General features: G+C 47.0%; 38 protein-coding genes. 36 read left to right on the forward strand and 2 right to left on the reverse strand.

The window, feature by feature from the left end:
- Positions 1–23 precede the first annotated feature (23 nt).
- The 4 genes from DXB83_RS05040 to thiI are packed head-to-tail and all read left to right on the forward strand — an operon-like array spanning position 24 to position 3,791.
- Positions 24–776, forward strand: coding sequence for a 16S rRNA (uracil(1498)-N(3))-methyltransferase (locus tag DXB83_RS05040; protein WP_117761423.1), 753 nt, complete (start codon positions 24–26; stop codon positions 774–776).
- The gene (locus DXB83_RS05045) at positions 776–1,930 is read left to right on the forward strand and encodes a cysteine desulfurase family protein (RefSeq protein WP_117804625.1); all 1,155 of its coding nucleotides are present in this window, start codon (positions 776–778) and stop codon (positions 1,928–1,930) included. Before DXB83_RS05040 ends, DXB83_RS05045 begins: the two co-directional genes overlap by 1 nt.
- A 16-nt stretch (positions 1,931–1,946) precedes the next feature.
- On the forward strand, positions 1,947–2,603 hold the full coding sequence (gene thyX / locus DXB83_RS05050) for an FAD-dependent thymidylate synthase (RefSeq protein WP_118697331.1): 657 nt from the start codon (positions 1,947–1,949) through the stop codon (positions 2,601–2,603).
- Between the two features lie 9 nt (positions 2,604–2,612).
- Complete coding sequence (thiI, locus tag DXB83_RS05055; protein WP_082424694.1) at positions 2,613–3,791, forward strand: tRNA uracil 4-sulfurtransferase ThiI; 1,179 nt, start codon at positions 2,613–2,615, stop codon at positions 3,789–3,791.
- A gap of 133 nt (positions 3,792–3,924) precedes the next feature.
- Here thiI and DXB83_RS05060 read toward each other — a convergent pair whose 3' ends face one another.
- Positions 3,925–4,158, reverse strand: a complete 234-nt coding sequence (locus DXB83_RS05060; RefSeq protein WP_022461844.1) for an HPr family phosphocarrier protein — start codon at positions 4,156–4,158, stop codon at positions 3,925–3,927.
- A gap of 162 nt (positions 4,159–4,320) precedes the next feature.
- On the opposite strand from DXB83_RS05060, the gene mtaB reads away from it, so the two are divergent.
- From mtaB to DXB83_RS05085, 5 genes are all read left to right on the forward strand, one after another.
- Positions 4,321–5,655 carry a tRNA (N(6)-L-threonylcarbamoyladenosine(37)-C(2))-methylthiotransferase MtaB gene (gene mtaB / locus DXB83_RS05065; protein ID WP_117804624.1) on the forward strand — a complete coding sequence of 445 codons (1,335 nt, stop codon included), beginning with the start codon at positions 4,321–4,323 and terminating at the stop codon, positions 5,653–5,655.
- A 263-nt stretch (positions 5,656–5,918) separates the two neighbouring features.
- A complete protein-coding gene (gene murB, locus DXB83_RS05070) occupies positions 5,919–6,830 on the forward strand; it encodes a UDP-N-acetylmuramate dehydrogenase (RefSeq protein ID WP_416822211.1) in 912 nt (303 codons plus the stop codon).
- Positions 6,831–6,859: 29 nt separating this feature from the next.
- Positions 6,860–7,741 carry an RNase adapter RapZ gene (gene rapZ, locus DXB83_RS05075; RefSeq protein WP_022461841.1) on the forward strand — a complete coding sequence of 294 codons (882 nt, stop codon included), beginning with the start codon at positions 6,860–6,862 and terminating at the stop codon, positions 7,739–7,741.
- Between the two features lie 10 nt (positions 7,742–7,751).
- Positions 7,752–8,690 (forward strand): DNA-binding protein WhiA, encoded by a 939-nt coding sequence (whiA, locus tag DXB83_RS05080; protein WP_117801362.1) that lies wholly within the window; start codon positions 7,752–7,754, stop codon positions 8,688–8,690.
- On the forward strand, positions 8,687–8,950 hold the full coding sequence (locus tag DXB83_RS05085) for an HPr family phosphocarrier protein (protein ID WP_022461839.1): 264 nt from the start codon (positions 8,687–8,689) through the stop codon (positions 8,948–8,950). Before whiA ends, DXB83_RS05085 begins: the two co-directional genes overlap by 4 nt.
- Before the next feature lie 99 nt (positions 8,951–9,049).
- Here DXB83_RS05085 and DXB83_RS05090 read toward each other — a convergent pair whose 3' ends face one another.
- Positions 9,050–9,805: a GNAT family N-acetyltransferase gene (locus DXB83_RS05090; RefSeq protein WP_117510467.1), complete on the reverse strand. Its 756-nt coding sequence runs from the start codon at positions 9,803–9,805 to the stop codon at positions 9,050–9,052.
- Between the two features lie 187 nt (positions 9,806–9,992).
- Here DXB83_RS05090 and DXB83_RS05095 point away from each other — a divergent pair, with 187 nt between their 5' ends.
- The 27 genes from DXB83_RS05095 (at position 9,993) to infA (ending at position 24,345) form a co-directional block, all read left to right on the forward strand.
- Complete coding sequence (locus tag DXB83_RS05095) at positions 9,993–11,039, forward strand: hypothetical protein (protein ID WP_118697332.1); 1,047 nt, start codon at positions 9,993–9,995, stop codon at positions 11,037–11,039.
- Between the two features lie 509 nt (positions 11,040–11,548).
- A complete protein-coding gene (gene rpsJ, locus DXB83_RS05100) occupies positions 11,549–11,866 on the forward strand; it encodes a 30S ribosomal protein S10 (RefSeq protein WP_117510469.1) in 318 nt (105 codons plus the stop codon).
- 193 nt (positions 11,867–12,059) lie between these two features.
- Positions 12,060–12,695, forward strand: a complete 636-nt coding sequence (gene rplC / locus DXB83_RS05105) for a 50S ribosomal protein L3 (RefSeq protein ID WP_022461666.1) — start codon at positions 12,060–12,062, stop codon at positions 12,693–12,695.
- Between the two features lie 26 nt (positions 12,696–12,721).
- Complete coding sequence (rplD, locus tag DXB83_RS05110; protein WP_022461665.1) at positions 12,722–13,342, forward strand: 50S ribosomal protein L4; 621 nt, start codon at positions 12,722–12,724, stop codon at positions 13,340–13,342.
- On the forward strand, positions 13,342–13,641 hold the full coding sequence (rplW, locus tag DXB83_RS05115; protein WP_022461664.1) for a 50S ribosomal protein L23: 300 nt from the start codon (positions 13,342–13,344) through the stop codon (positions 13,639–13,641). The genes rplD and rplW overlap by 1 nt, the downstream gene beginning before the upstream one ends.
- Before the next feature lie 61 nt (positions 13,642–13,702).
- Positions 13,703–14,548, forward strand: a complete 846-nt coding sequence (rplB, locus tag DXB83_RS05120) for a 50S ribosomal protein L2 (protein ID WP_117510470.1) — start codon at positions 13,703–13,705, stop codon at positions 14,546–14,548.
- Positions 14,549–14,559: 11 nt separating this feature from the next.
- Entirely contained in the window at positions 14,560–14,841 is a 282-nt protein-coding gene (gene rpsS, locus DXB83_RS05125) for a 30S ribosomal protein S19 (RefSeq protein ID WP_022461662.1), read from the forward strand.
- Between the two features lie 33 nt (positions 14,842–14,874).
- Complete coding sequence (gene rplV, locus DXB83_RS05130) at positions 14,875–15,261, forward strand: 50S ribosomal protein L22 (RefSeq protein ID WP_022461661.1); 387 nt, start codon at positions 14,875–14,877, stop codon at positions 15,259–15,261.
- Positions 15,262–15,273: 12 nt separating this feature from the next.
- Positions 15,274–15,930 carry a 30S ribosomal protein S3 gene (gene rpsC, locus DXB83_RS05135; protein WP_022461660.1) on the forward strand — a complete coding sequence of 219 codons (657 nt, stop codon included), beginning with the start codon at positions 15,274–15,276 and terminating at the stop codon, positions 15,928–15,930.
- Positions 15,931–15,932: 2 nt separating this feature from the next.
- Positions 15,933–16,370: a 50S ribosomal protein L16 gene (gene rplP / locus DXB83_RS05140; protein WP_022461659.1), complete on the forward strand. Its 438-nt coding sequence runs from the start codon at positions 15,933–15,935 to the stop codon at positions 16,368–16,370.
- Complete coding sequence (gene rpmC, locus DXB83_RS05145) at positions 16,360–16,569, forward strand: 50S ribosomal protein L29 (RefSeq protein ID WP_022461658.1); 210 nt, start codon at positions 16,360–16,362, stop codon at positions 16,567–16,569. The genes rplP and rpmC overlap by 11 nt, the downstream gene beginning before the upstream one ends.
- A gap of 16 nt (positions 16,570–16,585) precedes the next feature.
- Positions 16,586–16,843 carry a 30S ribosomal protein S17 gene (rpsQ, locus tag DXB83_RS05150; RefSeq protein ID WP_022461657.1) on the forward strand — a complete coding sequence of 86 codons (258 nt, stop codon included), beginning with the start codon at positions 16,586–16,588 and terminating at the stop codon, positions 16,841–16,843.
- A gap of 35 nt (positions 16,844–16,878) precedes the next feature.
- Complete coding sequence (gene rplN, locus DXB83_RS05155; protein ID WP_022461656.1) at positions 16,879–17,247, forward strand: 50S ribosomal protein L14; 369 nt, start codon at positions 16,879–16,881, stop codon at positions 17,245–17,247.
- A 10-nt stretch (positions 17,248–17,257) separates the two neighbouring features.
- A complete protein-coding gene (gene rplX, locus DXB83_RS05160) occupies positions 17,258–17,599 on the forward strand; it encodes a 50S ribosomal protein L24 (protein ID WP_022461655.1) in 342 nt (113 codons plus the stop codon).
- Between the two features lie 20 nt (positions 17,600–17,619).
- Positions 17,620–18,159 (forward strand): 50S ribosomal protein L5, encoded by a 540-nt coding sequence (rplE, locus tag DXB83_RS05165; RefSeq protein ID WP_022461654.1) that lies wholly within the window; start codon positions 17,620–17,622, stop codon positions 18,157–18,159.
- A 16-nt stretch (positions 18,160–18,175) separates the two neighbouring features.
- Complete coding sequence (locus tag DXB83_RS05170; RefSeq protein ID WP_022461653.1) at positions 18,176–18,361, forward strand: type Z 30S ribosomal protein S14; 186 nt, start codon at positions 18,176–18,178, stop codon at positions 18,359–18,361.
- Positions 18,362–18,385: 24 nt separating this feature from the next.
- Complete coding sequence (gene rpsH / locus DXB83_RS05175) at positions 18,386–18,787, forward strand: 30S ribosomal protein S8 (RefSeq protein WP_022461652.1); 402 nt, start codon at positions 18,386–18,388, stop codon at positions 18,785–18,787.
- Between the two features lie 80 nt (positions 18,788–18,867).
- A complete protein-coding gene (gene rplF / locus DXB83_RS05180; protein ID WP_022461651.1) occupies positions 18,868–19,407 on the forward strand; it encodes a 50S ribosomal protein L6 in 540 nt (179 codons plus the stop codon).
- Between the two features lie 17 nt (positions 19,408–19,424).
- Entirely contained in the window at positions 19,425–19,793 is a 369-nt protein-coding gene (gene rplR / locus DXB83_RS05185; RefSeq protein ID WP_022461650.1) for a 50S ribosomal protein L18, read from the forward strand.
- Between the two features lie 20 nt (positions 19,794–19,813).
- Entirely contained in the window at positions 19,814–20,323 is a 510-nt protein-coding gene (rpsE, locus tag DXB83_RS05190; protein WP_022461649.1) for a 30S ribosomal protein S5, read from the forward strand.
- Positions 20,324–20,337: 14 nt separating this feature from the next.
- On the forward strand, positions 20,338–20,520 hold the full coding sequence (gene rpmD / locus DXB83_RS05195) for a 50S ribosomal protein L30 (RefSeq protein ID WP_022461648.1): 183 nt from the start codon (positions 20,338–20,340) through the stop codon (positions 20,518–20,520).
- Positions 20,521–20,532: 12 nt separating this feature from the next.
- A complete protein-coding gene (gene rplO / locus DXB83_RS05200; protein WP_022461647.1) occupies positions 20,533–20,973 on the forward strand; it encodes a 50S ribosomal protein L15 in 441 nt (146 codons plus the stop codon).
- On the forward strand, positions 20,973–22,289 hold the full coding sequence (secY, locus tag DXB83_RS05205) for a preprotein translocase subunit SecY (protein WP_022461646.1): 1,317 nt from the start codon (positions 20,973–20,975) through the stop codon (positions 22,287–22,289). Before rplO ends, secY begins: the two co-directional genes overlap by 1 nt.
- Positions 22,290–22,456: 167 nt before the next feature.
- Positions 22,457–23,101 carry an adenylate kinase gene (locus tag DXB83_RS05210; protein WP_022461645.1) on the forward strand — a complete coding sequence of 215 codons (645 nt, stop codon included), beginning with the start codon at positions 22,457–22,459 and terminating at the stop codon, positions 23,099–23,101.
- 3 nt (positions 23,102–23,104) lie between these two features.
- Positions 23,105–23,875, forward strand: coding sequence for a type I methionyl aminopeptidase (map, locus tag DXB83_RS05215; RefSeq protein WP_022461644.1), 771 nt, complete (start codon positions 23,105–23,107; stop codon positions 23,873–23,875).
- Complete coding sequence (locus DXB83_RS05220; protein ID WP_022461643.1) at positions 23,872–24,123, forward strand: KOW domain-containing RNA-binding protein; 252 nt, start codon at positions 23,872–23,874, stop codon at positions 24,121–24,123. The genes map and DXB83_RS05220 overlap by 4 nt, the downstream gene beginning before the upstream one ends.
- Positions 24,124–24,126: 3 nt before the next feature.
- Complete coding sequence (gene infA, locus DXB83_RS05225; protein ID WP_022461642.1) at positions 24,127–24,345, forward strand: translation initiation factor IF-1; 219 nt, start codon at positions 24,127–24,129, stop codon at positions 24,343–24,345.
- The last annotated feature ends 478 nt before the right edge of the window (positions 24,346–24,823 follow it).

Consider the following 24,823-nt stretch of genomic DNA (forward strand, 5'->3'; position numbering starts at 1 on the left):
CAGAAGAGAAAGAGAACAGATTCATGTACCGTTTTTTTGTAGAAGAAAGTCAGATTTATGACGGCACTGTCCACATCACGGGCAGTGACGTTAATCACATCAAAAATGTGCTCCGCATGCGGCCGGGCGAAAAAATACTGGTCAGTACCGGAGGCGAAAAGGAATATCATTGTGCCGTTTCGGATTTTCCGGAAGGGGAGGTTCTTGCCGCAGTAGAAGAAGTCACAGCAGCAGACAGAGAACTCCCGTCCGGAATTGTACTGTTTCAGGGTCTGCCAAAAGGTGACAAAATGGAATTGATCATCCAAAAAGCAGTGGAACTTGGTGCGACGGAAATTGTTCCGGTGGAGATGAAACGCTGCGTTGTGAAGCTGGACCGGAAAAAGGCGGAAAAGAAAGCAGAGCGTTGGCAGACGATCGCGCTTGGTGCGGCAAAGCAGTCCAAACGGATGCAGATTCCGACGGTACACATGCCTGTTACATTTCAGCAGGCGCTTGCAATGATAGCAGAATCAGACGTTCGCCTGATGCCGTATGAGAACGCAGAGGGGATGGAAGGAACGAGAAGAATTCTGGAATCCATTGAACCGGGTGAATCTATTGCGATCCTGATCGGACCGGAGGGCGGTATCGACGAAGCGGAAGTGGAAATGGCCATGAAGGAAAAGGTAGAGCCGATTACGCTCGGAAAGCGCATTCTGCGCACGGAAACGGCCGGAATGACCGTGCTTTCCATTCTGGTGTATCTTTTAGAAGGAAGGGAACGAACAAGATAATGGAAGCATATCTGGACAATTCCGCAACCACCTGTGTTTATCAGGAAACCGCAGATCTCGTCTGTGATCTGATGGTAAATCATTATGGAAATCCGTCTGCGATGCATCAAAAAGGGGTAGAAGCAGAACAATATATCAGAACCGCCCAGGAAACGCTGGCAAAGATTCTGAAAGTCAAAGAAAAAGAAATTTTCTTTACCTCCGGTGGCACAGAGTCCGACAACTGGGCGCTCGTCGGAACAGCAATGGCAAATAAGAGAACGGGAAACCACATTATCACAAGCGCGATCGAGCACCCGGCCGTGTCGGCACCGCTGGCATTTCTGGAGGAGCAGGGGTTCCGTATTACGCGCCTGCCGGTAAATAAAGAAGGCCTTGTGGATGTGAACGAACTCGAAGAAGCGATCACGCCGGAGACGATTCTCGTTTCGATTATGTATGTCAACAATGAGATCGGTTCTGTTGAGCCAATCGGGGAGATCGGACGCAGAATCAAGGCGAAAAATCCGAAAACGTATTTTCATGTCGATGCGATCCAGGCGTTCGGCAAATACCGGATTTATCCGAAACGGATGGGCATCGACATGCTCTCCGTGAGCGGCCACAAGATCCACGGACCGAAGGGAAGCGGCTTTTTATATATTGATGAGAAAGTAAAAATCCGTCCGCTGATCTTAGGCGGCGGCCAGCAGAACGGCATGCGTTCCGGAACCGACAATGTGCCGGGCATCGCAGGCCTTGCGAAATCCGCTGAGATCGTTTACAAGCATTTTGACGAGCAGACCGCGCAGATGCGTGCCTGCAAACACCGTCTGATCGAAGGCTTACGGGAGCTGGACGATGTGGTCATCCATGGCATGCCGGAAGAAGAGGGTGCGCCGCAGATTGTCAATGCATCATTCTTAAATGTGCGCAGTGAAGTGCTGCTGCACACGCTGGAGGACCGCCAGATCTACGTTTCCGCCGGAAGCGCCTGCTCATCACACAAGAGAGCCGGAAGCCCGACGCTGACTGCCATCGGCGCATCGAAAGCCGAGATGGAGTCTGCCGTGCGGTTCAGCTTCAGCGAATTTACGACACTGGAACAGATTGATTATACCCTGGATACGCTGCGCGAGGTACTGCCGATGCTGCGCAGATTTACCAGGAAATAATAGAAAGAGGAAAATTATGATTACAATACAGCCGGAAATTGAAATCCTGAGCACCGAATCCTACGAGGATATGCTGCGCCGGATCGAGAAAATCGGAAGAGTCTGCTACAAGAGCGAGGAGCGCATTGGAGAAGGCACTGCAGAGAAATTCATCGCAGGCATCATCAAACGCGGCCATGAATCCGTCATTGAGCACGGCTCCATCACCGTAAAAGTAACGTGCGACCGCGGCGTGACCCATGAGATCGTCCGCCACCGTATCGCAAGCTACAGCCAGGAGAGCACCCGCTACTGCAACTATTCGAAAGATAAATTTGGAAACCAGATCACCTGTATCGATCTGGCAACCGGATTTTCCTATGATCTGGACGACGAGAACGACAGTAAAAAATACGAGGTATGGCAGAAAGCAATGGAAGCTGCAGAGCAGTATTACTTCCAGATGCTCGAACTCGGAGCAAAGCCGGAGGAGGCAAGAAGCATTCTTCCGAACTCCCTGAAAACCGAGATCGTCATGACCATGAACTTAAGAGAGTGGCGCCACTTTATCCGGCTTCGAAGCGCCAACGCCGCACATCCGCAGATGCGTCAGGTATCTGACCTGATCCTGAAGAAATTTTCTGAGGAATATCCTCTGTTCTTCCGTGATCTGGCTGAGAAAAAAGGAGAATAAAAAACGATGATGTACAAAGCATTTCTGGTAAAATATGCCGAGATCGGCATTAAAGGAAAGAACCGTCATCTGTTCGAGAAAGCGCTCTGCGTACAGATGGAGCACGCGCTTGCCCCGGTAGACGGAAATTTCCAGGTCACCCGTGAGATGGGACGAATCTATGTCAACACCGAAGGAGACTTTGATTACGAGGGCGCTGTCGATGCGCTGACAAGAGTTTTCGGTATCGCCGAGATCTGCCCGGTTGTCATTTTAGAGGACACCGGCTTTGAAGATCTGGCAGAGGCAGTGGTTTCCTACGTGAAAGAGCTGTACCCGACCGAGGAGAAAACCTTTAAGGTATGCGCACGCCGTGCGAACAAAAACTATCCGATGCACACAATGGAAGTCAACTGCGAGCTGGGCGGCCGCATCCTCGATGTCTGCCCGAACCTCAAAGTAGACGTTCACGAGCCGGATATCTATCTGAACGTCGAGCTGCGTCAGAAGATTTATCTGTACTGCGAGAGCATCGCAGGCCCTGGCGGTATGCCGGTCGGCACAAACGGACAGGCCATGCTGCTGCTTTCCGGCGGTATCGACAGTCCGGTTGCCGGATACATGATCGCAAAACGCGGTGTTAAGATTGATGCCGTTTACTTCCACGCTCCGCCGTACACCAGCGAGAGAGCCAAACAGAAGGTTGTGGATCTTGCAAAACTCGTTGCACGCTACAGCGGCCCGATCCGTCTGCATGTGGTCAACTTCACCGAGATCCAGCTTGCAATCTACGAAAAATGCCCGCACGACGAGCTGACCATCATCATGCGCCGTTATATGATGAAGATCGCAGAAGCGTTTGCACGTCAGGACAAATGCCTTGGCCTGATCACCGGAGAGAGTATCGGACAGGTGGCAAGCCAGACGATGCATTCCCTCGCCGTTACCAACGAAGTCTGCACCATGCCGGTCTTCCGTCCGCTGATCGGTTTCGACAAACAGGAGATCGTCGATATTTCCGAAAAAATCGGTACGTACGAGACATCTGTTCTGCCGTATGAGGACTGCTGCACGATCTTCGTTGCAAAGCATCCGGTGACAAAACCGAACCTGAATGTCATCAAATGCTCCGAGCGCCATCTGGACGACGTGATCGACGAGATGATGGAACGCGCAGTTTCTACCGCAGAGACGATCGAGGTCTGCTAAGGAAAACTTGCTTTAAAGAACAAAAAGGCCGGATCTTGTTTTGGGGGTTCTGAAAAACAAGATCCGGTCCTGATGATAAACAAAGACAAAAAAAGAGCCGCGGCGAGTGCGCGGCCCTTATGTTCTATCGTAATTATACAATGTACGGAGCAAGAACATCAAGTACGGTCTGAAGAGCATCTCCATCAGCATGGACGTTCAGGTCGATCGGTTTGGAAAGGTCGAGGCTGAAGATTCCCATGATGGATTTTGCGTCGATTACGTATCTTCCGGATACCAGATCGAAATCAAAATCGAATTTGGAAATGTCGTTGACGAAAGATTTTACTTTGTCGATAGAATTAAGAGAAATCTGTACTGTTTTCATGTTTGTAATCCTCCCTGTTATTTGGTTAACATTATTTATTACCCTCATTTAACAGCTTTATCTTACCGTCTGGAGGGGAAAAAGTCAATGCGAAAACATACAAAGATAAAGTGGAATCTTCGTGATTTTTAATAATAAAGATGAAGAAGAAAGGAGTATGGCATGAAAAAAACGGTAGCTTTGCATAATCTTGGGTGTAAAGTGAACGCATATGAGCTGGAAGCCATCCAGCAGCTCCTCGAAGACAGAGGGTACGAGATCGTGCCTTTTGCACCGGGAGCGGATGTTTACATTATTAATACGTGTACCGTGACGAACATTGCGGACCGGAAATCGCGGCAGATGCTGCACAAAGCGAAAAAGATGAATCCCGATGCGGTTGTTGTGGCCTGCGGCTGTTATGTGCAGGCGGCTGGGGAAAAACTCGAAGAGGATACGGCGATTGATCTGATCATCGGAAATAATAAGAAGAAAGATCTTGTGGATATTCTGGAAAACTTTCTGGCAGAACGTGAGGATGGTGGAAAACCATCCGACGCGGAGTGTAAGAGCTTCCTCGTGGATATGACACACAACCGTGAGTACGAGACACTCTCGATCAGCAAAACGGCGGAGCACACCCGCGCATTCCTGAAAGTACAGGATGGATGCAATCAGTTCTGTACTTATTGTATTATCCCGTACGCGCGCGGCAGAGTCAGAAGCCGCCGCCAGAGTGATGTGGTAGAAGAAGTAAAACGTCTGGTGGAGGCCGGATACCAGGAAGTCGTGCTGACCGGTATCCACCTTTCCTCCTACGGACTCGATTTCCCGGAGGGCGAAAAAGAGACGCTGCTCGACCTGATCCGCGCTGTTGATGCAGTGGACGGCATCAGAAGAATCCGTCTCGGATCCCTGGAGCCGGGCATCATCACCGAAGAGTTTGCAGAGGCGATCGCCGCAATGCCGAAGGTGTGCCCGCATTTCCATCTTTCACTGCAGAGCGGAAGCAATGGAACACTGAAGCGGATGAACCGGAAATATACCGCAGAAGAATACAAACACAAATGCGATCTGCTGCGTAAGGTATATGGAAATCCGGCGCTGACGACCGATGTGATTGTCGGTTTCCCGCAGGAGAGTGAGGAGGAGTTTGAAGAGTCGCGCGCCTTTGTCGAGGACATTCATTTCTTCGAGACTCACATCTTCAAGTATTCGAGAAGAGAAGGCACCCGCGCCGCAGCGATGGCAGGCCAGATTCCGGAGCAGGAGAAGACGAAGCGCAGCCATGTTCTGCTGGAACTGGACGAGAGACGGAGACAGGAATATATGGAAGGCTTCTTCGGAAAAGAGCTGGAAGTGCTCATGGAAGAAGAAGTCGAGATCGACGGCGTCCGTTACTGGACGGGACATACGAGAGAATATCTGCGCGTTGCCGTTCTTTCGGAAGAAAATCTCATGAATCAGATGGTGCTTGTCACCCCGTCGAGAATCCATGGAAAAGACTGTCTGATGTAGGAAATGATACTGATCCGGAAGATCTGATAGAAAAAAGAGCCGGAACGAAAAAGTTCGTTGCACTTTTTGAGGGTTCGTGGTAGAATAGCCCGTGAGCCTGCAAAAAAGGCGGGCAGACGAAGAAGAAAAACAGCGGCTGGCAGAACGAACGAAGAAGTGAGGGATGTCGGCTGCTTTCGCGTCTAAAAAAAGTATAATCTGTAATTCGTAGTAATTCATAATGAAATGTTCGGCCGCAGATGCGGCAAAGGGTAAAAATCGTGATCAAAGAAGAGATTGTCAGAGAACTTTATGCAATTGCAGGGGAAGATGCGGTACAGACCGCAGAACCGATGAAAAATCATACGACCTTCCGCGTGGGCGGTCCGGCAGATTATTTCGTCGCTCCTCATACAGAAGAAGAAATCAGAAAAATCGTGGCTCTCTGCGAAGAAAAAGAGATCCCGTGGTTCGTCACCGGAAACGGCAGCAATCTCGTTGTAAGTGACGAGGGCTACCACGGTGTGATTCTTTCGGTTTACAAAAACTTTCAGGGAATCGAAGTGGAAGGAAACAGAATCCGGGCGAAAGCCGGAAGCATGCTCGTATCCATCAGCCGGGCGGCAAGAGAAGCCGGTCTTTCCGGTATGGAGTTTGCCTCCGGAATCCCTGGAACTTTAGGCGGCGGCGTCCGTATGAACGCGGGAGCCTACGGCGGAGAGATGAAGGATATTGTACAGAATGTCACTGTACTCACAAGAGAAGGTGAGATCCGGGAACTGGAAAAAGAAGAGCTCGGCTTCGGCTACCGTGCCAGCGTCATCAAAGACAGGGGCTACGTCGTACTTGGAGCAGAACTTATGCTTGTTCCGGGAGATAAAGAAGAAATTCTTGCCCGCATGCAGGAATTGAAAAACAAGCGGGTAGAGAAACAGCCGCTCGAGTATCCGAGCGCCGGCAGCGCATTCAAGCGGCCGGAAGGCTATTTTGTAGGCAAGCTTGTGATGGATGCCGGATTTTCCGGCTACGCAGTCGGCGGTGCAAAAGTATCGGAAAAACACTGCGGCTTTCTGATCAATGCAGGCGGTGCAACCGCATCGGATGTGATGGAACTGATCCGTCAGATCCAGGCAAAAGTAAAAGAACAGTTTGGCGTACAGCTTGAGCCGGAAATCCAGTTCCTCGGGGAATTCTGATTTTCGTTATCCACCAAAGGAGAAAAAACATGCGTTTTGTAATTGTGACCGGCATGTCCGGTGCGGGAAAAAGTACAGCGTTGAAAATGCTGGAGGACGCGGAATATTTCTGCGTCGATAACCTTCCGATCCCGCTGGTTGAAAAATTTGCACAGCTTACCGCCGACGGTACTTCCGGAGAAATCCAGAAAGTGGCAGTCGGAATCGATATCCGAAGCGGCCAGGCGCTCCCGGACCTGCAGAATGTTCTGGAGTGGATGAGCATCAACGGAATCTGCTATGAGATCCTGTTTCTGGACGCGTCCGATGACGTGCTGGTCAAACGATACAAAGAGACGAGAAGAACGCACCCGCTGGCAGGTCTTGGACGGGTGGATGAGGGAATTAGAAAAGAGCGCAAAGCACTTGAGTTCCTGAAAAAAGATGCGGACTACATTCTCGATACGAGCCAGCTTCTCACAAGAGAGCTGAAAGCGGAGCTCGATAAGATTTTCGTGCAGGATCAGAAATTCAAAAATCTGATGATTACTGTGCTCTCATTTGGATTCAAATACGGAATCCCGGCGGATTCGGACCTTGTTTTCGATGTGCGGTTCCTGCCGAATCCCTACTACGTAGAAGGCATGCGCCCGCTCTCCGGCAACGATGCTCCGGTGCGGGATTATGTGATGGGATTTGAGACAGCGCAGGTGTTTGCGGAAAAATTAGAGGATATGATCCGTTTTCTGATTCCGAATTATATTTCCGAGGGCAAGCATCAGCTCATTATCAGCATCGGCTGCACCGGCGGAAAACACCGTTCCGTAACCCTTGCCAACGAGCTGTACCGGCGTCTTTCCAACGCGAAGGACTATGGAATCCGGATTGAGCACCGGGATCTGGAAAAAGACGCCATCCGAAAAGGAATTTAGAGGTGGAAGGATGTCATTCTCAAGCGAGGTAAAAGAGGAATTATCGAGACATCTTCCGACGGCACGCCACTGCCAGATTGCGGAAACAGCGGCGATCCTGTCACTCTGCGGACAGATTTCCGAGAAGGACGGGACGATACGGATTCAGACAGAGAATGCGTATGTGGCAAGAAAGTACTTTACTTTATTGAAAAAAACATTTAATATAGAGGCAGAGCTTGCAGTTAAGCTGAATCAGAAGGAAAATACGTATCTGATCCGCGCAAATGACAGGGAAGAAACCTGTCAGATTCTGCAGGCAGTGAAGTTACACGAGACAGACCGGCAGTTAACAATGCCGATTCCGGCTGTTGTGGTACAGCGTCAGTGCTGCAAACGGGCATTTCTGCGGGGCGCATTTTTAGCGTCCGGTTCCATCAGCGATCCCAACCGGTTTTACCATCTCGAAATTGTCTGCCCCGATGCGCCGAGAGCAGAACAGGTGCAGGAACTTCTGAAAAGCTTTGGAATTGATGCACGGATCGTTCTCCGGAAAAACCACCATGTGGTTTATATGAAAGAAGGCGCACAGATTGTGGAGATGCTTGGCATCATGGAAGCCAACATCGCACTTATGAATCTGGAAAACGTGCGGATCTTAAAAGAAATGCGCGGCAGTGTCAACCGAAAGGTGAACTGTGAAACTGCCAACATCAACAAAACGGTCAGCGCGGCGATCCGCCAGATCGAAGATATCCGGTATATCGAAGAAACCACAGGCTTTTCTTCTCTGCCGGAACCGCTGGAGCAGATGGCAAGGCTCCGCTTACAATACCCGGAAGCATCGCTTCTGGAACTGGGCAAGATGTTAACGCCGGTTGTTGGTAAATCCGGAGTTAATCATAGATTAAGGAAACTAAAAGAGATTGCAGAAGATTTGCGAAGGAAACAAGGAGGAGAAGTATTATGATTAAGAAACCAATCACAATTCGTCTTTCAAGCGGCCTGGAGGCGAGACCAGTTGCCATGCTGGTACAGGTAGCGAGCCAGTACGAAAGTGAAATCTACGTCGAGAGCGGCAGAAAAAAAGTAAATGCGAAGAGCATTATGGGTATGATGACACTTGGTCTGGACAATGGCGAGGAAGTTACCGTGACCGCAAACGGAAAAGACGAGAGCGAAGCCATGGACGGCGTTGAAAAATATTTAAGCAGTCCTTTTGCTGAATAATCTTACTGCACTTATAGCATGAACATAGAGCAAAACGGCATGTCAGAAAATTTTGACATGCCGTTTTGCTATGCTTTTTTATGTGAAATCAGACGAAAATCAGACCACGTTCTTCGCGCGGAACCAGTAGGTATAGAAATAGGAAAAACCGAGCGATTCATACAGTGTGATCGCAGGCGTGTTTCCCTCGACAACCTGAAGATATGCTTTCGTTGCACCGAGCCGGATTCCCTCGGAGAGGATTGTGCGGCAGATCGAGGAAGCGTAGTGGCGGTGGCGGTACGCAGGATGCACATGGATGGCATAGACACCGACGTAATCGCGGTCGCGGATGCCAAGGCCGGTGGCAACGATCGTTCCGGTTTCATCCTGGATGGAGGTACAGATGGTTTCTTTTGGAATAGCGCGGTACATCGAAGGAACGACCATGCGGTGCATCACGTTCGTCGTGCTCTTTAAAGCAAAGAGGCTGTCAATCCATTTCGGCGGGATAAAGCTGCTGACGGTCACGGCAACGGCAGGATCCTTTTTGGCAAAGTTCGCCAGATCCATTGTCATGACGTGCGTCGTGTGCTGGACTACATAGCCGCGGTCGGCGAGCATTGCATCAAAGCCGGGATTGACAAGCGGACTGATCTTGAAAATTGCCGGTGTACCCCAGCGACGGTAGATCTCCTCACAGTACTGCACTTTTTCCTCCACCGGAATCGTGGACGGCCCGATCTGCTCGACGCTGTTGGTCCGGTGTGTATAAAAATAAGAAAAACGAAGAATCCATCCGTCGTACAGCTCGATCTGGTGAGACGGCCATGCGTTCAGGGAAAGATCTTCGATGGTTTTGATCAGTGTATTCATATGAAAGTATTCCCCCTTTGGTTATGCATATAGTATAGAAGAAACAGGACAGATCTTCAAGAAAAAATCGAAAAATTCGACACGCGGAACCGGGCGGCCGGGACACGATGCGTAACGTTTTCTTGCATAATCGAAGAAAAGGGGTTATAATAGGGGGCAAAGACTGAGAATACAAGGAGAATTGAATATGTCAAAATTACTGAAGGTAATTGTGAATACGCTGCTTCTGCTTGCAATCCTGTCAGCAGGCGCACTGGTGATTCCGCCGTTTGCCGGTATCACGACACTTGTCTCAGACGGGATGGGAAATACCAACATTTCCCGCGGCGCTGTCACGTACGCAAAGAAGACAGATACGTCATCGGTTGCGACGGGAGACAAAATCCTGGTTGATGACAATTCCGGAAAGTATATCTATACGATACAGTCCCTCGACACCGCTGCCGGAACCGCATCCGTAAAAAATGTGATCAGTGGAGACACAACGGAAATTACCGTGAGAGCAACCGTGAGCAAAGTGATCGTCACGATTCCGGTGATCGGCTTTCTGTCGATGGCGGCGCAGAGCAGAGAGGGAATCATGATCATCGGACTTGCCATTCTGTTTCTGGTCATTCTGTTCATCCTTTCCGAGGTATGGAAACGTGATGAAGAAGAGGATGAGGAAGAAGAGGAAGAAGACGAGGACGAGGACGATGAGAAAGCGTCCGAAGAGCTTCGCAGCAGAAAGAAAGCTGCCCTGGTAGAAAAAAAGAAACGGGAAGAACAGGAAATGACCGAACAGTTGAGAGCAGCCGACCAGAAAACGGCAGAAGAAGAGAAACAGGACGAATTTGAAATTCCGGATCTGGAAGAAGAAGGAACGGAGCAGGTGTCCTTTCATACCGTCGATCTGCAGAACCTTGTAAGAGGAGAAGAAACCGAAGAAATTCCGGAAGCCGTGGAAGAAACGGAAATCGTCGAAGAAGCTGCCGCAGAAGAAACAGCGGAAGAAGTGACAGAAGAAACCGAAGAAACGGAATCTACAGAGCCGGAAACTGTGGAAGAAATCGAAGAGTTTGAAGAAACCATCGAAGAGCCGGAACCGGAACCGTCCGAGCCGATCGAACTTGCCATGCCGGTTTACACGGCGGAAGAACTCCTCCAGAAGGCCCACGCAGCCGGAGATGACCCGAAAGTCATTGAAGATCCTGCAACCGGCATCACAATCTTAGATTATTCCGACATTCTGTAACTATTCAGAGCCATGCGAACGAAAAGAAAAGAACGCGAATCATGCTTGCATGAATGAACGTTCTTTTCTTTTTGTTCATATGGCAAGAAGCCACATCGAGATGCATCGCAGCGGAATCGAGATGGGGCTCTGAATAGTTGGAAAACGTCAAAAAAGAGAGAAATATAGGAAAAGTGCACAACACGGCCCCCCTGTATTTCTCTTTTTGCATAAAAACGGATAAATCGAAAAAAATAAAAAAAAACCTTGATTTTTCGCGTGCTTTCTTGTATACTAACAACTGTTGTGACATTGATAGCGTTGAAGCGCGAGGTTGCCGCTGAGAAACAGCGGGTTTTCCGTGGAGCGAATGTCAAGTTAAAGAAACTGGCGACAAGTCACTGTACCCACAATTAAGTCCACCTGTAAGAGTGGAAACGACCGTGTGCAAACATCAGGACACACACGGGTAAGTGTACAGTCACCGCTTGTCGTACTCGTAAAAGTGCGAAAAGGAGGCGACTTTTTTTATGGCAAGTCAAGTAATGAGAATTACACTGAAAGCGTATGATCATCAGTTAGTAGATGCATCTGCACAGAAAATTATCGAAACTGTAAAGAAGAACGGAGCAACGGTGAGCGGACCAGTACCGCTTCCAACGAAGAAAGAGGTAGTAACTATCCTTCGTGCCGTTCATAAGTACAAAGATTCCCGTGAGCAGTTCGAGCAGAGAACCCACAAGAGACTGATTGATATCATCGCACCTACCCAGAAAACAGTGGATGCATTATCAAGACTGGAAATGCCGGCTGGTGTTTACATCGACATCAAGATGAAAAACAAATAAGATCAGCTGCAAAAAGTCCGGGATCAGCCCCCGGCCATCAATTAAGTAAGCAATAGATGATATAGAAGCAACACTCATTCGAAGGAATCAACATCCCTAAGGGTCATAGTGTTCCACTTATATCAACTGTTCGCTAGAATGAACTTCTTTATAATAGGAAGTTCCGCTGTAGATAAAACAGGAGGTAAAAGGAATGAAGAAAGCAATTTTAGCTACAAAAGTCGGAATGACTCAGATCTTCGACGAAAACGGTGTTTTAGTACCGGTAACTGTATTGCAGGCAGGTCCGTGTGTTGTAACACAGGTGAAAACCGCAGACAACGACGGGTACAGTGCAATTCAGGTAGGCTTCGGCGAGAAGAAAGAAAACCGTGTGAACAAACCGATGAAAGGCCAGTTCGCAAAAGCAGGTGTTTCCTGCAAGAGATATCTGAAAGAGTTCAGATTTGAAGATGCCGAAACCTATACATTAGGACAGGAAATCAAGGCCGATATCTTTGGCGCAGGCGACAAAATCGACGCTACTGCAACAAGCAAAGGTAAAGGATTCCAGGGTGCCATCAAGAGACATGGTCAGTCCAGAGGACCTATGGCTCATGGTTCCAAATATCATCGTCACGCAGGTTCCAATGGTGCTTGCTCCGATCCGAGTAAGGTATTCAAAGGAAAAAGAATGCCAGGACAGATGGGTGGAAAGAAAATCACCGTACAGAACCTGGAAATCGTAAAAGTTGACGTAGAGAACAATTTACTGTTAGTCAAAGGTGCTGTACCAGGACCGAAAAAATCCATGGTTACCATCAAAGAGACAGTAAAATGCGGTAAATAAGTTCGTTGAAAGGAGGAACACACGTAATGGCTAACGTATCTGTATTAAATATGGAAGGCAAAGAAGTTGGCAGCATGGAGCTTAATGATGCAGTGTTCGGTGTAGAAATCAACGAGCATCTGGTACATCAGGCTGTAGTGCTTCAGCTTGCAAATAATCGTCAGGGAACTCAGAAAGCTAAAACCCGTTCCGAAGTAAGCGGTGGCGGAAGAAAACCGTGGAGACAGAAAGGAACAGGTCACGCAAGACAGGGTTCAACAAGAGCTCCTCAGTGGACAGGCGGCGGAGTTGTATTCGCTCCAGTACCAAGAGATTACTCTTTCAAAATGAACAAGAAAGAGAAAAGAGCTGCATTAAAATCCGTTCTGACAAGCAAAGTTCAGGAGAACAAATTCATCGTTCTTGATGAGCTGAAACTTGCAGAAGTTAAAACAAAAGAGATGAAGAAAGTGCTTGATAACCTCAAAGTAAACAACGCACTGGTAATCATCGGAGATGACAGCGAAAACGTAGCACTTTCCGCAAGAAACATTGCTGGCGTTCAGACTGCATCTGTTAATACCATCAACGTATTCGACATGCTGAAATACAACACCATCATCGCAACCAAGAGCAGTGTTGCATCTATCGAGGAGGTGTACGCATAATGGCAGATATCAGATATTACGACGTAATCCTGAAACCAATCGTAACTGAGAAGAGCATGAACGCTATGGGCGAGAAGAAATACACATTTATGGTTCACCCGGAAGCAAACAAATCTCAGATCAAAGAAGCAGTTGAGAAAATGTTCGAAGGAACAAAAGTTAAAAGCGTAAACACCATGAACATGGACGGAAAGAACAAACGTCGTGGAATGGTAGTTGGAAAAACTGCAAAGAGCAAGAAAGCAATCGTTGCTCTGACCGAGGACAGCAAAGACATCGAGATCTTCGAAGGACTTTAATTAGCAGCTGTTCGAAATATGCACACATAAGTGCGATACGAAATGAAAGGAGAACAAAGTAATGGGAATCAAAAGCTTTAACCCATATACACCTTCCAGAAGACACATGACCTCCTCTGATTTCAACGAAATCACGAAGAGCACACCGGAGAAATCTCTGGTAGTGTCCCTGAAGAAAAACGCTGGACGTAACAACCAGGGTAAAATCACTGTAAGACACCGCGGAGGCGGAAGCAGAAGAAAATACAGAATCATCGACTTTAAGAGAAGAAAAGATGATGTTCCGGCAACTGTTAAATCGATCGAGTACGATCCGAACAGAACAGCAAACATCGCTCTGATCTGCTATGCAGACGGCGAGAAAGCATACATCCTGGCTCCGGAAGGACTGAAAGTTGGCATGAAGGTTATGAGCGGCGCTGCTGCCGAAGTAAGACCTGGAAACTGCCTGCCGCTGTCCGAGATTCCGGTTGGTACCATGGTTCACAACGTAGAGCTTCATGCAGGCAAAGGCGGACAGCTTGTTCGTGCAGCTGGTAATGGCGCTCAGCTGATGGCTAAAGAAGGCAAATACGCAACCCTTCGTCTTCCGTCTGGAGAGATGAGAATGGTTCCGATCAACTGCCGTGCATCCATCGGTGTTGTTGGAAATGGCGAGCACAGCCTGATCAACATTGGTAAAGCAGGACGGAAACGTAACATGGGTATCCGCCCGACTGTACGTGGTTCTGTCATGAACCCGAATGACCATCCACATGGTGGTGGAGAAGGAAAGACCGGTATCGGACGTCCGGGCCCGTCTACTCCTTGGGGAAAACCGGCTCTTGGCCTGAAGACCAGAGCAAAGAACAAGCAGTCTAACAAGTACATCGTAAGAAGACGCGATGGAAAAGCTTTATCGAAATAAGGAGGTAAACGATGTCTCGTTCATTAAAAAAAGGACCATTTGCAGATGAAAGCCTGTTAAAGAAAGTTGACGCTGCAAACGCTTCAGGAGATAAAACAGTCATTAAAACCTGGTCACGTCGTTCTACAATCTTCCCGTCATTCGTTGGACACACAATCGCTGTTCATGACGGAAGAAAACATGTGCCGGTATACGTTACAGAGGATATGGTTGGACACAAACTCGGTGAGTTCGTAGCAACCAGAACCTACAGAGGTCACGGCAAGGACGAGAAGAAATCCGGCGTCCGCTAAGTAGAATGATTTGAGAGAGGAGGTTTTTTAGCAATGGCTAAAGGACATAGAAGTCAGATTAAAAGAGCAAGAAATGCTAACAAAGATACCAGACCGTCTGCAAAGTTATCCTACGCTAGAATGTCTGCGCAGAAAGCTGGATTTGTTTTAGATGCAATCCGCGGTAAAGACGTAACAACCGCACTTGGTATTGTAACTTATAACCCGAGATATGCCTCCAGCGTAGTGAAAAAACTGCTGGAGTCCGCAATCGCAAACGCTGAGAACAACAACGGTCTTTCCAGAGAAAACCTGTATGTAGCTGAGTGCTTCGCTAACAAGGCTCCGACCATGAAGAGAATTCATCCGAGAGCACAGGGCAGAGCTTACAGAATCCTGAAGAGAAACAGCCACATCACGATTGTGTTAGACGAGAAATAAGGAGGACATGTCATGGGACAGAAAGTTAATCCACACGGCCTGAGAGTCGGTGTTATTAAAGACTGGGATTCCAAATGGTATGCCGAGGGTGATTTCGCAGATAACCTCGTAGAGGACTACAACATCCGCACATACCTGAAGAAGAAACTGTACAGCGCAGGTGTTTCCAAGATCGAAATCGAAAGAGCATCTGACAGAGTAAAAGTTATCATCTACACCGCAAAACCGGGCGTTGTTATCGGTAAAGGCGGAGCAGAGATCGAGAAAGTAAAAGCTGAAGTTCAGAAACTGACTGACAAAAAGCTTATCGTAGATATCAAAGAAGTAAAAAGACCGGACCGCGATGCACAGCTCGTTGCTGAGAACATTGCATTACAGCTGGAAAACCGTATTTCCTTCCGTCGTGCTATGAAGTCTACCATGCAGCGTACGATGAGAGCTGGCGCTAAGGGAATCAAAACATCTGTATCCGGACGTCTTGGTGGAGCTGATATGGCTCGTACCGAGTTCTACAGCGAGGGAACTATTCCGCTGCAGACCCTGCGTGCCGATATCGATTATGGATTCGCTGAAGCAGATACCACTTACGGTAAAGTTGGCGTAAAAGCATGGATCTACAATGGCGAAGTACTTCCAACCAGAACTAAAAAGGAAGGGAGCGAGAATTAATTATGTTAATGCCGAAGAGAGTAAAACGTCGTAAACAGTTCCGTGGTTCCATGAAGGGTAAAGCCCTCAGAGGAAACAAAATTAACTACGGTGAATTTGGTCTCGTAGCCCTTGAGCCATGCTGGATCAAATCCAACCAGATCGAGGCAGCCCGTATCGCCATGACACGTTACATCAAACGTGGTGGTAAAGTTTGGATCAAAATTTTCCCGGACAAACCAGTAACCGCACAGCCGGCTGAAACCCGAATGGGTTCCGGAAAAGGTTCTCTGGAGTACTGGGTAGCAGTAGTAAAACCAGGCCGTGTAATGTTCGAAATCGCAGGTGTTCCGGAAGAAACAGCCCGCGAGGCATTACGTCTTGCCATGCATAAGTTACCATGTAAATGCAAAGTTGTTTCTCGTGCAGACTTAGAAGGCGGTGATAACAGTGAAAACTAACGAATTTGTAAAAGATTTAAATACAAAGAGCGCAGCTGAGCTGAATGACGAATTAGTAGCTGCTAAAAAGGAACTCTTCAATTTAAGATTCCAGAATGCAACCAACCAGCTTGACAATACAAGCCGAATCAAAGAGGTTCGCAAAAATATTGCAAGAATCCAGACTGTTATTGCCCAGAAGGCAAACGCAGCTGAGTAATTAGGAGGAAAATATCGTGGAAGAAAGAAATCTTAGAAAAACTCGCGTGGGCAAAGTTGTCAGCGATAAGATGGATAAGACTATCGTGGTTGCCATCGAAGACCATGTAAAACATCCTCTGTACAAGAAAATTGTAAAAAGCACATATAAGCTGAAAGCACACGATGCAAACAACGAGTGCCATGTAGGTGATACCGTACGAGTTATGGAAACAAGACCTTTATCCAAAGATAAGAGATGGAGACTTGTGGAGATCGTTGAGAAAGCGAAATAAATAAGAGATCAGAATGCTAAAGGAGGAATACCAGCATGATTCAGCAGGAAACTAGACTGAAAGTCGCTGACAACACCGGTGCAAAAGAAATCTTATGCATTCGTGTTATGGGCGGTTCTACAAGAAGATATGCCAACATTGGTGATGTAATCGTTGCTTCGGTCAAAGATGCAACACCAGGCGGCGTTGTTAAAAAAGGTGACGTAGTAAAAGCTGTTGTTGTAAGAAGCGTAAAAGGCGCTCGTCGTAAAGACGGTTCTTACATCAAATTTGATGAGAACGCAGCAGTTATTATCAAAGATGACAAAACTCCAAAAGGAACCCGTATTTTTGGACCAGTAGCCAGAGAGCTTCGTGAGAAACAGTTCATGAAGATTGTTTCCTTAGCTCCGGAAGTATTATAGGAGGACAGCTATGTCAATGAAGATTAAAAAAGGCGATACCGTAAAGGTAATCGCCGGCAAAGATAAAGACAAAACCGGCAAAGTAGTCAGCGTTGACGTAAAGAACAACCGTGTTGTTGTTGAAGGCGTAAACATGATTACAAAGCATGAGAAACCGTCTATGAGCAATCAGCAGGGCGGAATCGTTAACAAAGAAGCTCCTATCGATGCATCCAACGTAATGCTGGTTGTAAAAGGAGTTCCGACCCGCGTTGGAATCAAAGTTGAGATGGTTGAGAAAAACGGCAAAACAAAAGCTGTTAGAACCCGCGTTGCAAAAGCAAAAGAGCTGAACGGCGCAGTAATTGATTAAGGAAGAGAGGAGGCAAAACCGTGAGTAGACTGAAAGATCTTTACAACGAGCAGATCGTTGATGCAATGACCAAAAAATTTGGATACAAAAACGTGATGGAAGTGCCGAAGCTCTCCAAAATCGTAATCAACATGGGTGTTGGTGAAGCTAAGGAGAACGCTAAACTTCTGGACGCTGCAATCAGTGATATGGAAGCTATCACCGGACAGAAAGCAGTTACCACCAAAGCGAAAAATTCCGTAGCAAACTTTAAAATCCGTGAGGGTATGCCGATCGGATGCAAAGTTACCCTTCGTGGCGAGAAAATGTACGAGTTCGCAGACCGCCTGATCAACCTGGCACTGCCTCGTGTACGTGACTTCCGCGGCGTAAATCCGAACGCTTTCGATGGCAGAGGAAACTATGCTCTTGGTATCAAAGAGCAGCTGATTTTCCCAGAGATCGAGTATGATAAAGTTGATAAAGTCAGAGGTATGGACATTATCTTCGTTACCACTGCTAACACAGATGAAGAAGCTCGTGAATTACTGACATTATTCAACATGCCATTCGCAAAGTAATAGGAGGAATTGATTCATGGCTAAAACAGCAATGAAAATCAAACAGCAGCGCAAAGCTAAATTCTCTACAAGAGAATACAATCGTTGCAGAATTTGTGGCCGTCCACACGCATATTTAAGAAAATACGGAATCTGCAGAATCTGCTTCCGTGAATTAGCATACAAAGGCCAGATTCCTGGCGTTAAGAAAGCTAGTTGGTAAAATTTTAGAAGGAGGCAAATTCAAATGAGTATGAGTGATCCGATTGCAGATATGCTTACAAGAATCCGTAACGCTAACACTGCAAAACATGATACAGTAGATGTTCCGGCATCCAAAATGAAAATCGCAATCGCTGATATCCTGGTAAACGAGGGATACATTGCAAAATATGAACTCAGCGATGAGGGTGCATTCCAGAATATGCACATCACCCTGAAATACGGCGCTGACAAAAACGAGAAGATCATCACCGGTCTGAAGAGAATCTCCAAACCGGGTCTGAGAATCTATGTTGGCAAAGATGAGCTGCCGAGAGTACTTGGCGGACTTGGAATCGCTATTCTTTCCACAAACCAGGGTGTTATCACCGATAAAGAAGCTCGTAAGCTGCAGGTCGGCGGCGAGGTTCTGGCATTCGTTTGGTAATAGAAACGAAACAAGGCAACTGAAAACAGAGAGAGCTTAAAGCTCTCTCCGAAAATCTAAGTTAATAGGAGGAAATTGGTATGTCACGTATTGGAAGACTGCCAGTGGCAATTCCTGCAGGTGTAACAGTAGACATCCAGGAAAACAACCACGTTGTAGTAAAAGGACCAAAAGGAACATTAGAGAGAACTCTCCCGTCTGAAATGACCATCAAACTGGAAGACGGACACGTAGTAGTTACAAGACCGAACGATCTGAAGAAAATGAAAGCTCTTCATGGTCTGACCAGAACTCTGATCCACAACATGGTAATTGGTGTTAGCGAAGGCTATACCAAAACACTGGAAGTAAACGGTGTAGGTTACAGAGCTGCAAAACAGGGCAACAAATTAGTTCTGTCTCTTGGATATTCTCATCCGGTAGAGATGATCGATCCGGAAGGGCTCTCCTCCGCTGTAGACGGCAACAAGATCATTGTTTCCGGTATCAGCAAAGAGAAAGTTGGCCAGTATGCCGCTGAAATCAGAGACAAGAGAAGACCTGAGCCATACAAGGGCAAGGGAATCAAGTATGCTGATGAAGTGATCAGACGTAAAGTTGGTAAGACTGGTAAGAAATAATTAAGGAGAGTGTGAACATGATTAGTAAAGTATCAAGAGCGCAGATGCGCCAGAAAAAGCATAGAAGATTACGTAATCATATCGTAGGTACTGCACAGCGTCCGCGTCTGTGTGTATTCCGCAGCAATAACCATATGTATGCTCAGATTATCGACGATACGATTGGAAATACTTTAGTTTCTGCTTCTACTCTTCAGAAAGATGTTAAAGCAGAGCTTGAGAAAACCAACAATGTAGATGCAGCAGCATATCTTGGAACCGTTCTTGGAAAGAAAGCTGTAGAAGCAGGTATTACTGAAGTTGTATTTGACCGTGGCGGATTCATCTACCAGGGAAAAATCCAGGCATTCGCAGACGCAGCTAGAGAAGCTGGGCTGGTATTCTAAGAAAGGAAGGAAAAGAACACATGAAGCATACAATTATTGATGCAAGCCAGTTCGAACTGGAAGAAAAAGTCGTATCAATTAAGCGTGTTACAAAAGTTGTTAAAGGTGGTCGTAACTTCCGTTTCACAGCTTTAGTAGTTGTCGGCGACGGCAATGGACACGTAGGCGCAGGCCTTGGAAAAGCAGCCGAGATTCCGGAAGCTATCCGCAAAGGTAAAGAAGACGCTATGAAGAAACTGGTAAGCGTAGCAATCAATGAGAACGGAAGTATCACTCATGACTACGTAGGTAAATTCGGAAGCGCAGAGGTTCTGTTAAAGAAAGCTCCTGAAGGTACTGGTGTCATCGCTGGTGGCCCAGCCCGTGCCGTAATCGAGTTAGCTGGTATTAAGAACATCCGTACAAAATCCCTTGGATCCAGAAATAAGCAGAACGTAGTTCTGGCTACCATCGCTGGTCTGTCTGAGCTGAAGACTCCAGAAGAAGTAGCAAGACTTCGCGGCAAATCTACAAACGAGATCTTTGCTTAAGGAGGATGTGAAAAATGGCAGATAAATTAAAAGTAACACTGGTGAAATCCCCGATCGGATGTGTTCCGAAACACAGAAGAACCGTGGAAGCACTGGGTCTGAAAAAAGTTAACAAGACGGTAGAACTGCCGGATAACGCAGCAGTTCGCGGCATGGTTAATCAGGTTTCTTACCTGGTTAAAGTAGAAGAAGCATAAGGAGGTACCGTAATGGACTTATCTAATTTACAGCCGGCTGAAGGTTCCAGACAGAACGATAACTTCCGCAGAGGCCGTGGACATGGTTCAGGAAATGGTAAAACAGCAGGTAAAGGCCACAAAGGACAGAAAGCACGTTCCGGAGCACCGAGACCGGGATTTGAAGGTGGTCAGATGCCTTTATACAGACGTCTTCCGAAGAGAGGTTTCAAAAACAGAAACTCCAAGGAAATCGTTGGAATCAATGTAGATGCTCTGAATCGTTATGAGGACGGAGCTGTTGTAACCGTAGAAACTATGATTGAGACTGGTCTTGTTTCCAATCCGAGAGATGGCGTAAAAATCCTTGGAAACGGTGAAGTCACCAAAAAACTCACTGTAAAAGCAAATGCTTTCAGCGAGAGCGCAAAGGCAAAAATTGAAGCGGCAGGTGGAACAGTCGAGGTGATCTAATGTTTAAGACCTTTATCAATGCATTTAAGGTCAAAGATGTTCGTCGCAAAATATTTTATGTGCTTATGATGCTTGTTGTCATCCGGTTAGGCTCTCAGATGCCTGTACCGGGTGTCAATACAAGCTTTTTTGCGAATTATTTTGCAAATAATACGAATGAGGCATTCAGCTTCCTGAATGCATTCACGGGCGGCGGTTTCGACCGTTTCTCCATCTTTGCTCTGAGTATTACACCGTACATTACTTCTTCCATCATTATTCAGCTGCTCACCATTGCAATTCCACGACTTGAGGAAATGCAGCGTGACGGCGAAGAGGGAAGAAAGAAAATGACTGCGATTACTCGTTATGTGACAGTAGGTCTTGCATTGTTTGAGTCTGTTGCCATGGCAGTAGGCTTTGGACGCCAGGGACTCCTCACCACTTTTAACGCAGTTAATGTGATTGTTGTAGTGGCAGCTCTGACAGCCGGTTCTGCCTTCCTTATGTGGGTGGGAGAACAGATCAACGACAAGGGCGTTGGAAATGGTATTTCTATGGTCCTGTTAATCAACATCCTTTCCAGAATCCCGCAGGATATGGTAACCCTTTACGAAACCTTCGTAAAAGGCAAAACCATCGCGCGTGGTCTGCTGATGTGGATTATCATCGCTGTTGTGATCATCGCTGTCGTTGTGCTGGTACTGATCCTGAATGGCGCTGAGAGAAGAATTCCGGTACAGTATTCCAAGAAAATGGCCGGAAGAAAAATGGTTGGCGGACAGTCATCCAATATTCCGCTGAAGGTAAATACAGCGGGCGTTATCCCGATCATCTTTGCATCATCCATCATGTCTTTCCCATCGATTATCCTGTCGTTTGTCGGAAAGTCGGATATCAAAGGCATCGGCGGAACGCTGATCAAGATGCTGAATTCCAACAACTGGTTTGATAAAACCAATCCAGTTGCTTCGCTGGGCCTGATTCTCTACATTGTCCTTGTTATTTTCTTCGCTTATTTCTATACCTCCATCACCTTCAACCCGATGGAAGTTGCAGATAACATGAAAAAACAGGGCGGCTTTATCCCAGGCATCCGCCCGGGTAAATCCACGGTAGATTATCTGAACAATCTGCTCAGCTATATTATTTTTATCGGTGCAGCAGGTCTTACCATTGTTGCAGTGATTCCATTTTTCTTTAATGGATTTTTCAAAGCGAATGTATCCTTTGGAGGTACTTCTCTGATCATTATTGCCAGCGTAATTCTGGAAACCTTAAAACAGATTGAATCCATGATGCTGGTACGCAATTACAAAGGATTCTTAAACGATTAAGGCATAAGAGGGACTGTCTGGATAAGACAGGCCCTTTCTTTTGTTTAAAGCGCTTTTAAAGAGGCTTTAACAGAGAAAATTTTTGCTATTGTGGTTTATTTTATGGTATAATAGGGTAAATTACACGCAGTGGATTGCTGCAAATTCAAACATGGGAGGAAAAGCGCATGAAAATTATTATGTTGGGGGCACCTGGTGCCGGAAAAGGTACACAGGCAAAACAGATCGCTGCAAAATATGAGATTCCTCATATTTCAACCGGCGATATCTTCCGCGCAAATATCAAAGAGGGAACCGAGCTTGGAAAGAAAGCGAAAGCATTCATGGACAAGGGAGAACTCGTTCCGGACGAGCTGACCTGCGATCTTGTTGTAGACCGTATTTCCAAACCGGACGCAGCAAAGGGCTACGTGCTGGATGGCTTCCCAAGAACGATTCCGCAGGCAGAGGCACTGACCAAAGCCCTGGAAGCACGCGGAGAGAAAATTGACTACGCAATCAATGTAGAAGTACCGGATGAAAATATCGTTCACCGTATGGGCGGACGCCGTGCCTGCATCGGATGCGGAGCAACGTATCATGTAGAATTTAACGCACCAAAGGTAGAAGATGTATGCGATACCTGCGGCGGCGAGCTGGTTCTCCGTGATGACGATAAACCTGAGACCGTACAGAAGAGACTGTCTGTATACCATGCTCAGACACAGCCTCTGATTGACTACTATAAGAAAGCCAATGTTCTGGTGGAAGTTGACGGAACCCAGGATATCAACGTGGTATTTCAGGATATAGTAAAGATTTTAGGAGCGTAAAGGATGTCCATATCAATTAAAACTGCCCGGGAAATTGAAAAAATGCGCCGTGCCGGTGAACTGCTGGAGAAGGTACACGATGAATTAGGCCGCGCCATCCATCCGGGAATGTCAACCTGGGAAATCAACAAGCTCGGAGAAGAGATGATCCGCAGCTTCGGATGCACTCCCAACTTTTTAAACTATAATGGGTATCCGGCTTCGATCTGCGTTTCTGTGAACGAAGAAGTGGTTCACGGAATCCCAAGTAAAAAACGGATTCTGAAAGAGGGCGACATTGTCAGCCTGGATGCGGGACTTATCTATGAAGGATACCATTCCGACGCAGCCCGCACACACGCGGTCGGTGAGATTTCGCCGGAGGCAAGAAAACTGGTGGAAGTAACACGCCAGGCCTTTTTTGAAGGAATCAAATACGCAAAAGCAGGCCATCATCTTCATGAGATTTCGGCGGCGATCGGTGCATACGCAGAGAGCTTCGGCTACGGCGTTGTCCGCGACCTGGTAGGCCACGGCATCGGAACGCACCTGCACGAAGATCCGGCAGTGCCGAACTTCGCACAGCCAAGCCGCGGCGTCCGTCTGCAGCCTGGCATGACGCTCGCCATCGAGCCGATGATCACAGCCGGAGGCTATGCAGTCAGATGGCTGGATGATGACTGGACCGTTGTGACAGAAGACGGCTCTCTTGCCGCACATTATGAGAACACGATTCTGATTACGGAGGGAGAACCGGAAATTCTGACACTTTCGCATACGGAGGAGGATTTATGAAACCGATTGTGAAAGGAATGTTTGCCAGAAGCCTGGCCGGCCACGATAAAGGAAAGCTGTATGTGATTTCGGATGTACAGGAGCCATACGTATTCCTGGTGGACGGAAAAATCCGTACCGCCAACCGGCCGAAAAAGAAGAAGCTGATTCACGTACAGCCGGATTACGAAATGACGGATGCGGTTCGTGATGAAGATATCCGTAAGGCATTAAAAGAAAAAAGTTGCAAAGAGTTGAAGGAGGATTAATCAATGTCTAAGGCAGATGTAATTGAAGTAGAGGGAACTGTCCTCGAGAAATTACCAAACGCAATGTTTAAAGTAGAACTGGAAAATAAACACGTTGTACTGGCTCATATCAGCGGAAAGCTGCGTATGAACTTTATCCGTATTCTTCCGGGAGACAAAGTAACCATCGAGCTGTCCCCATACGATCTGGACAAGGGACGTATTATCTGGAGAGATAAATAAGAAATACGATAAAAAAAGCCATCCGGCATGCCGGATGGCTTTTTCTCTGTATGTGTTTCTCTGTATTCATCCCCAATAACAGTAACCGTTCTACAGAACAAAGATTTCGATCACCGGCCTTCAGATTTCTGACAGCCACAAAGCAAGCACCAGTCTGCAAACCCTGCAGCATCCGCGGCGGCGGGCATCTGAATTTCTTTTCAGTCCCTTTTGAAACCTTCCAGATGTATTATGCAATATTTTAATAGAAAAAGCAATGAAAAAAGTATAAAATTTTATGAAAACTTTTTGTAAAAACCAGGAGAATTTGTGCACTTTTGAAACAAAATTTTTAAACCGTCAGAAAAAAAAGAAAAAGTGAAAAGACAGGAGAAAAGAGCGGCCGGAAAACCGTGAAAATGACAGATGAGGGCTCGAAAGCGACAGAAGAATATATGTTTGTGAATTCTGTGTGAAGTTGAAATATTTGGTTGAATTC

Origin of the sequence: Blautia sp. OM06-15AC (assembly GCF_003481425.1) — a bacterium.
Taxonomy (GTDB): Bacteria; Bacillota; Clostridia; order Lachnospirales; family Lachnospiraceae; genus Fusicatenibacter; species Fusicatenibacter saccharivorans.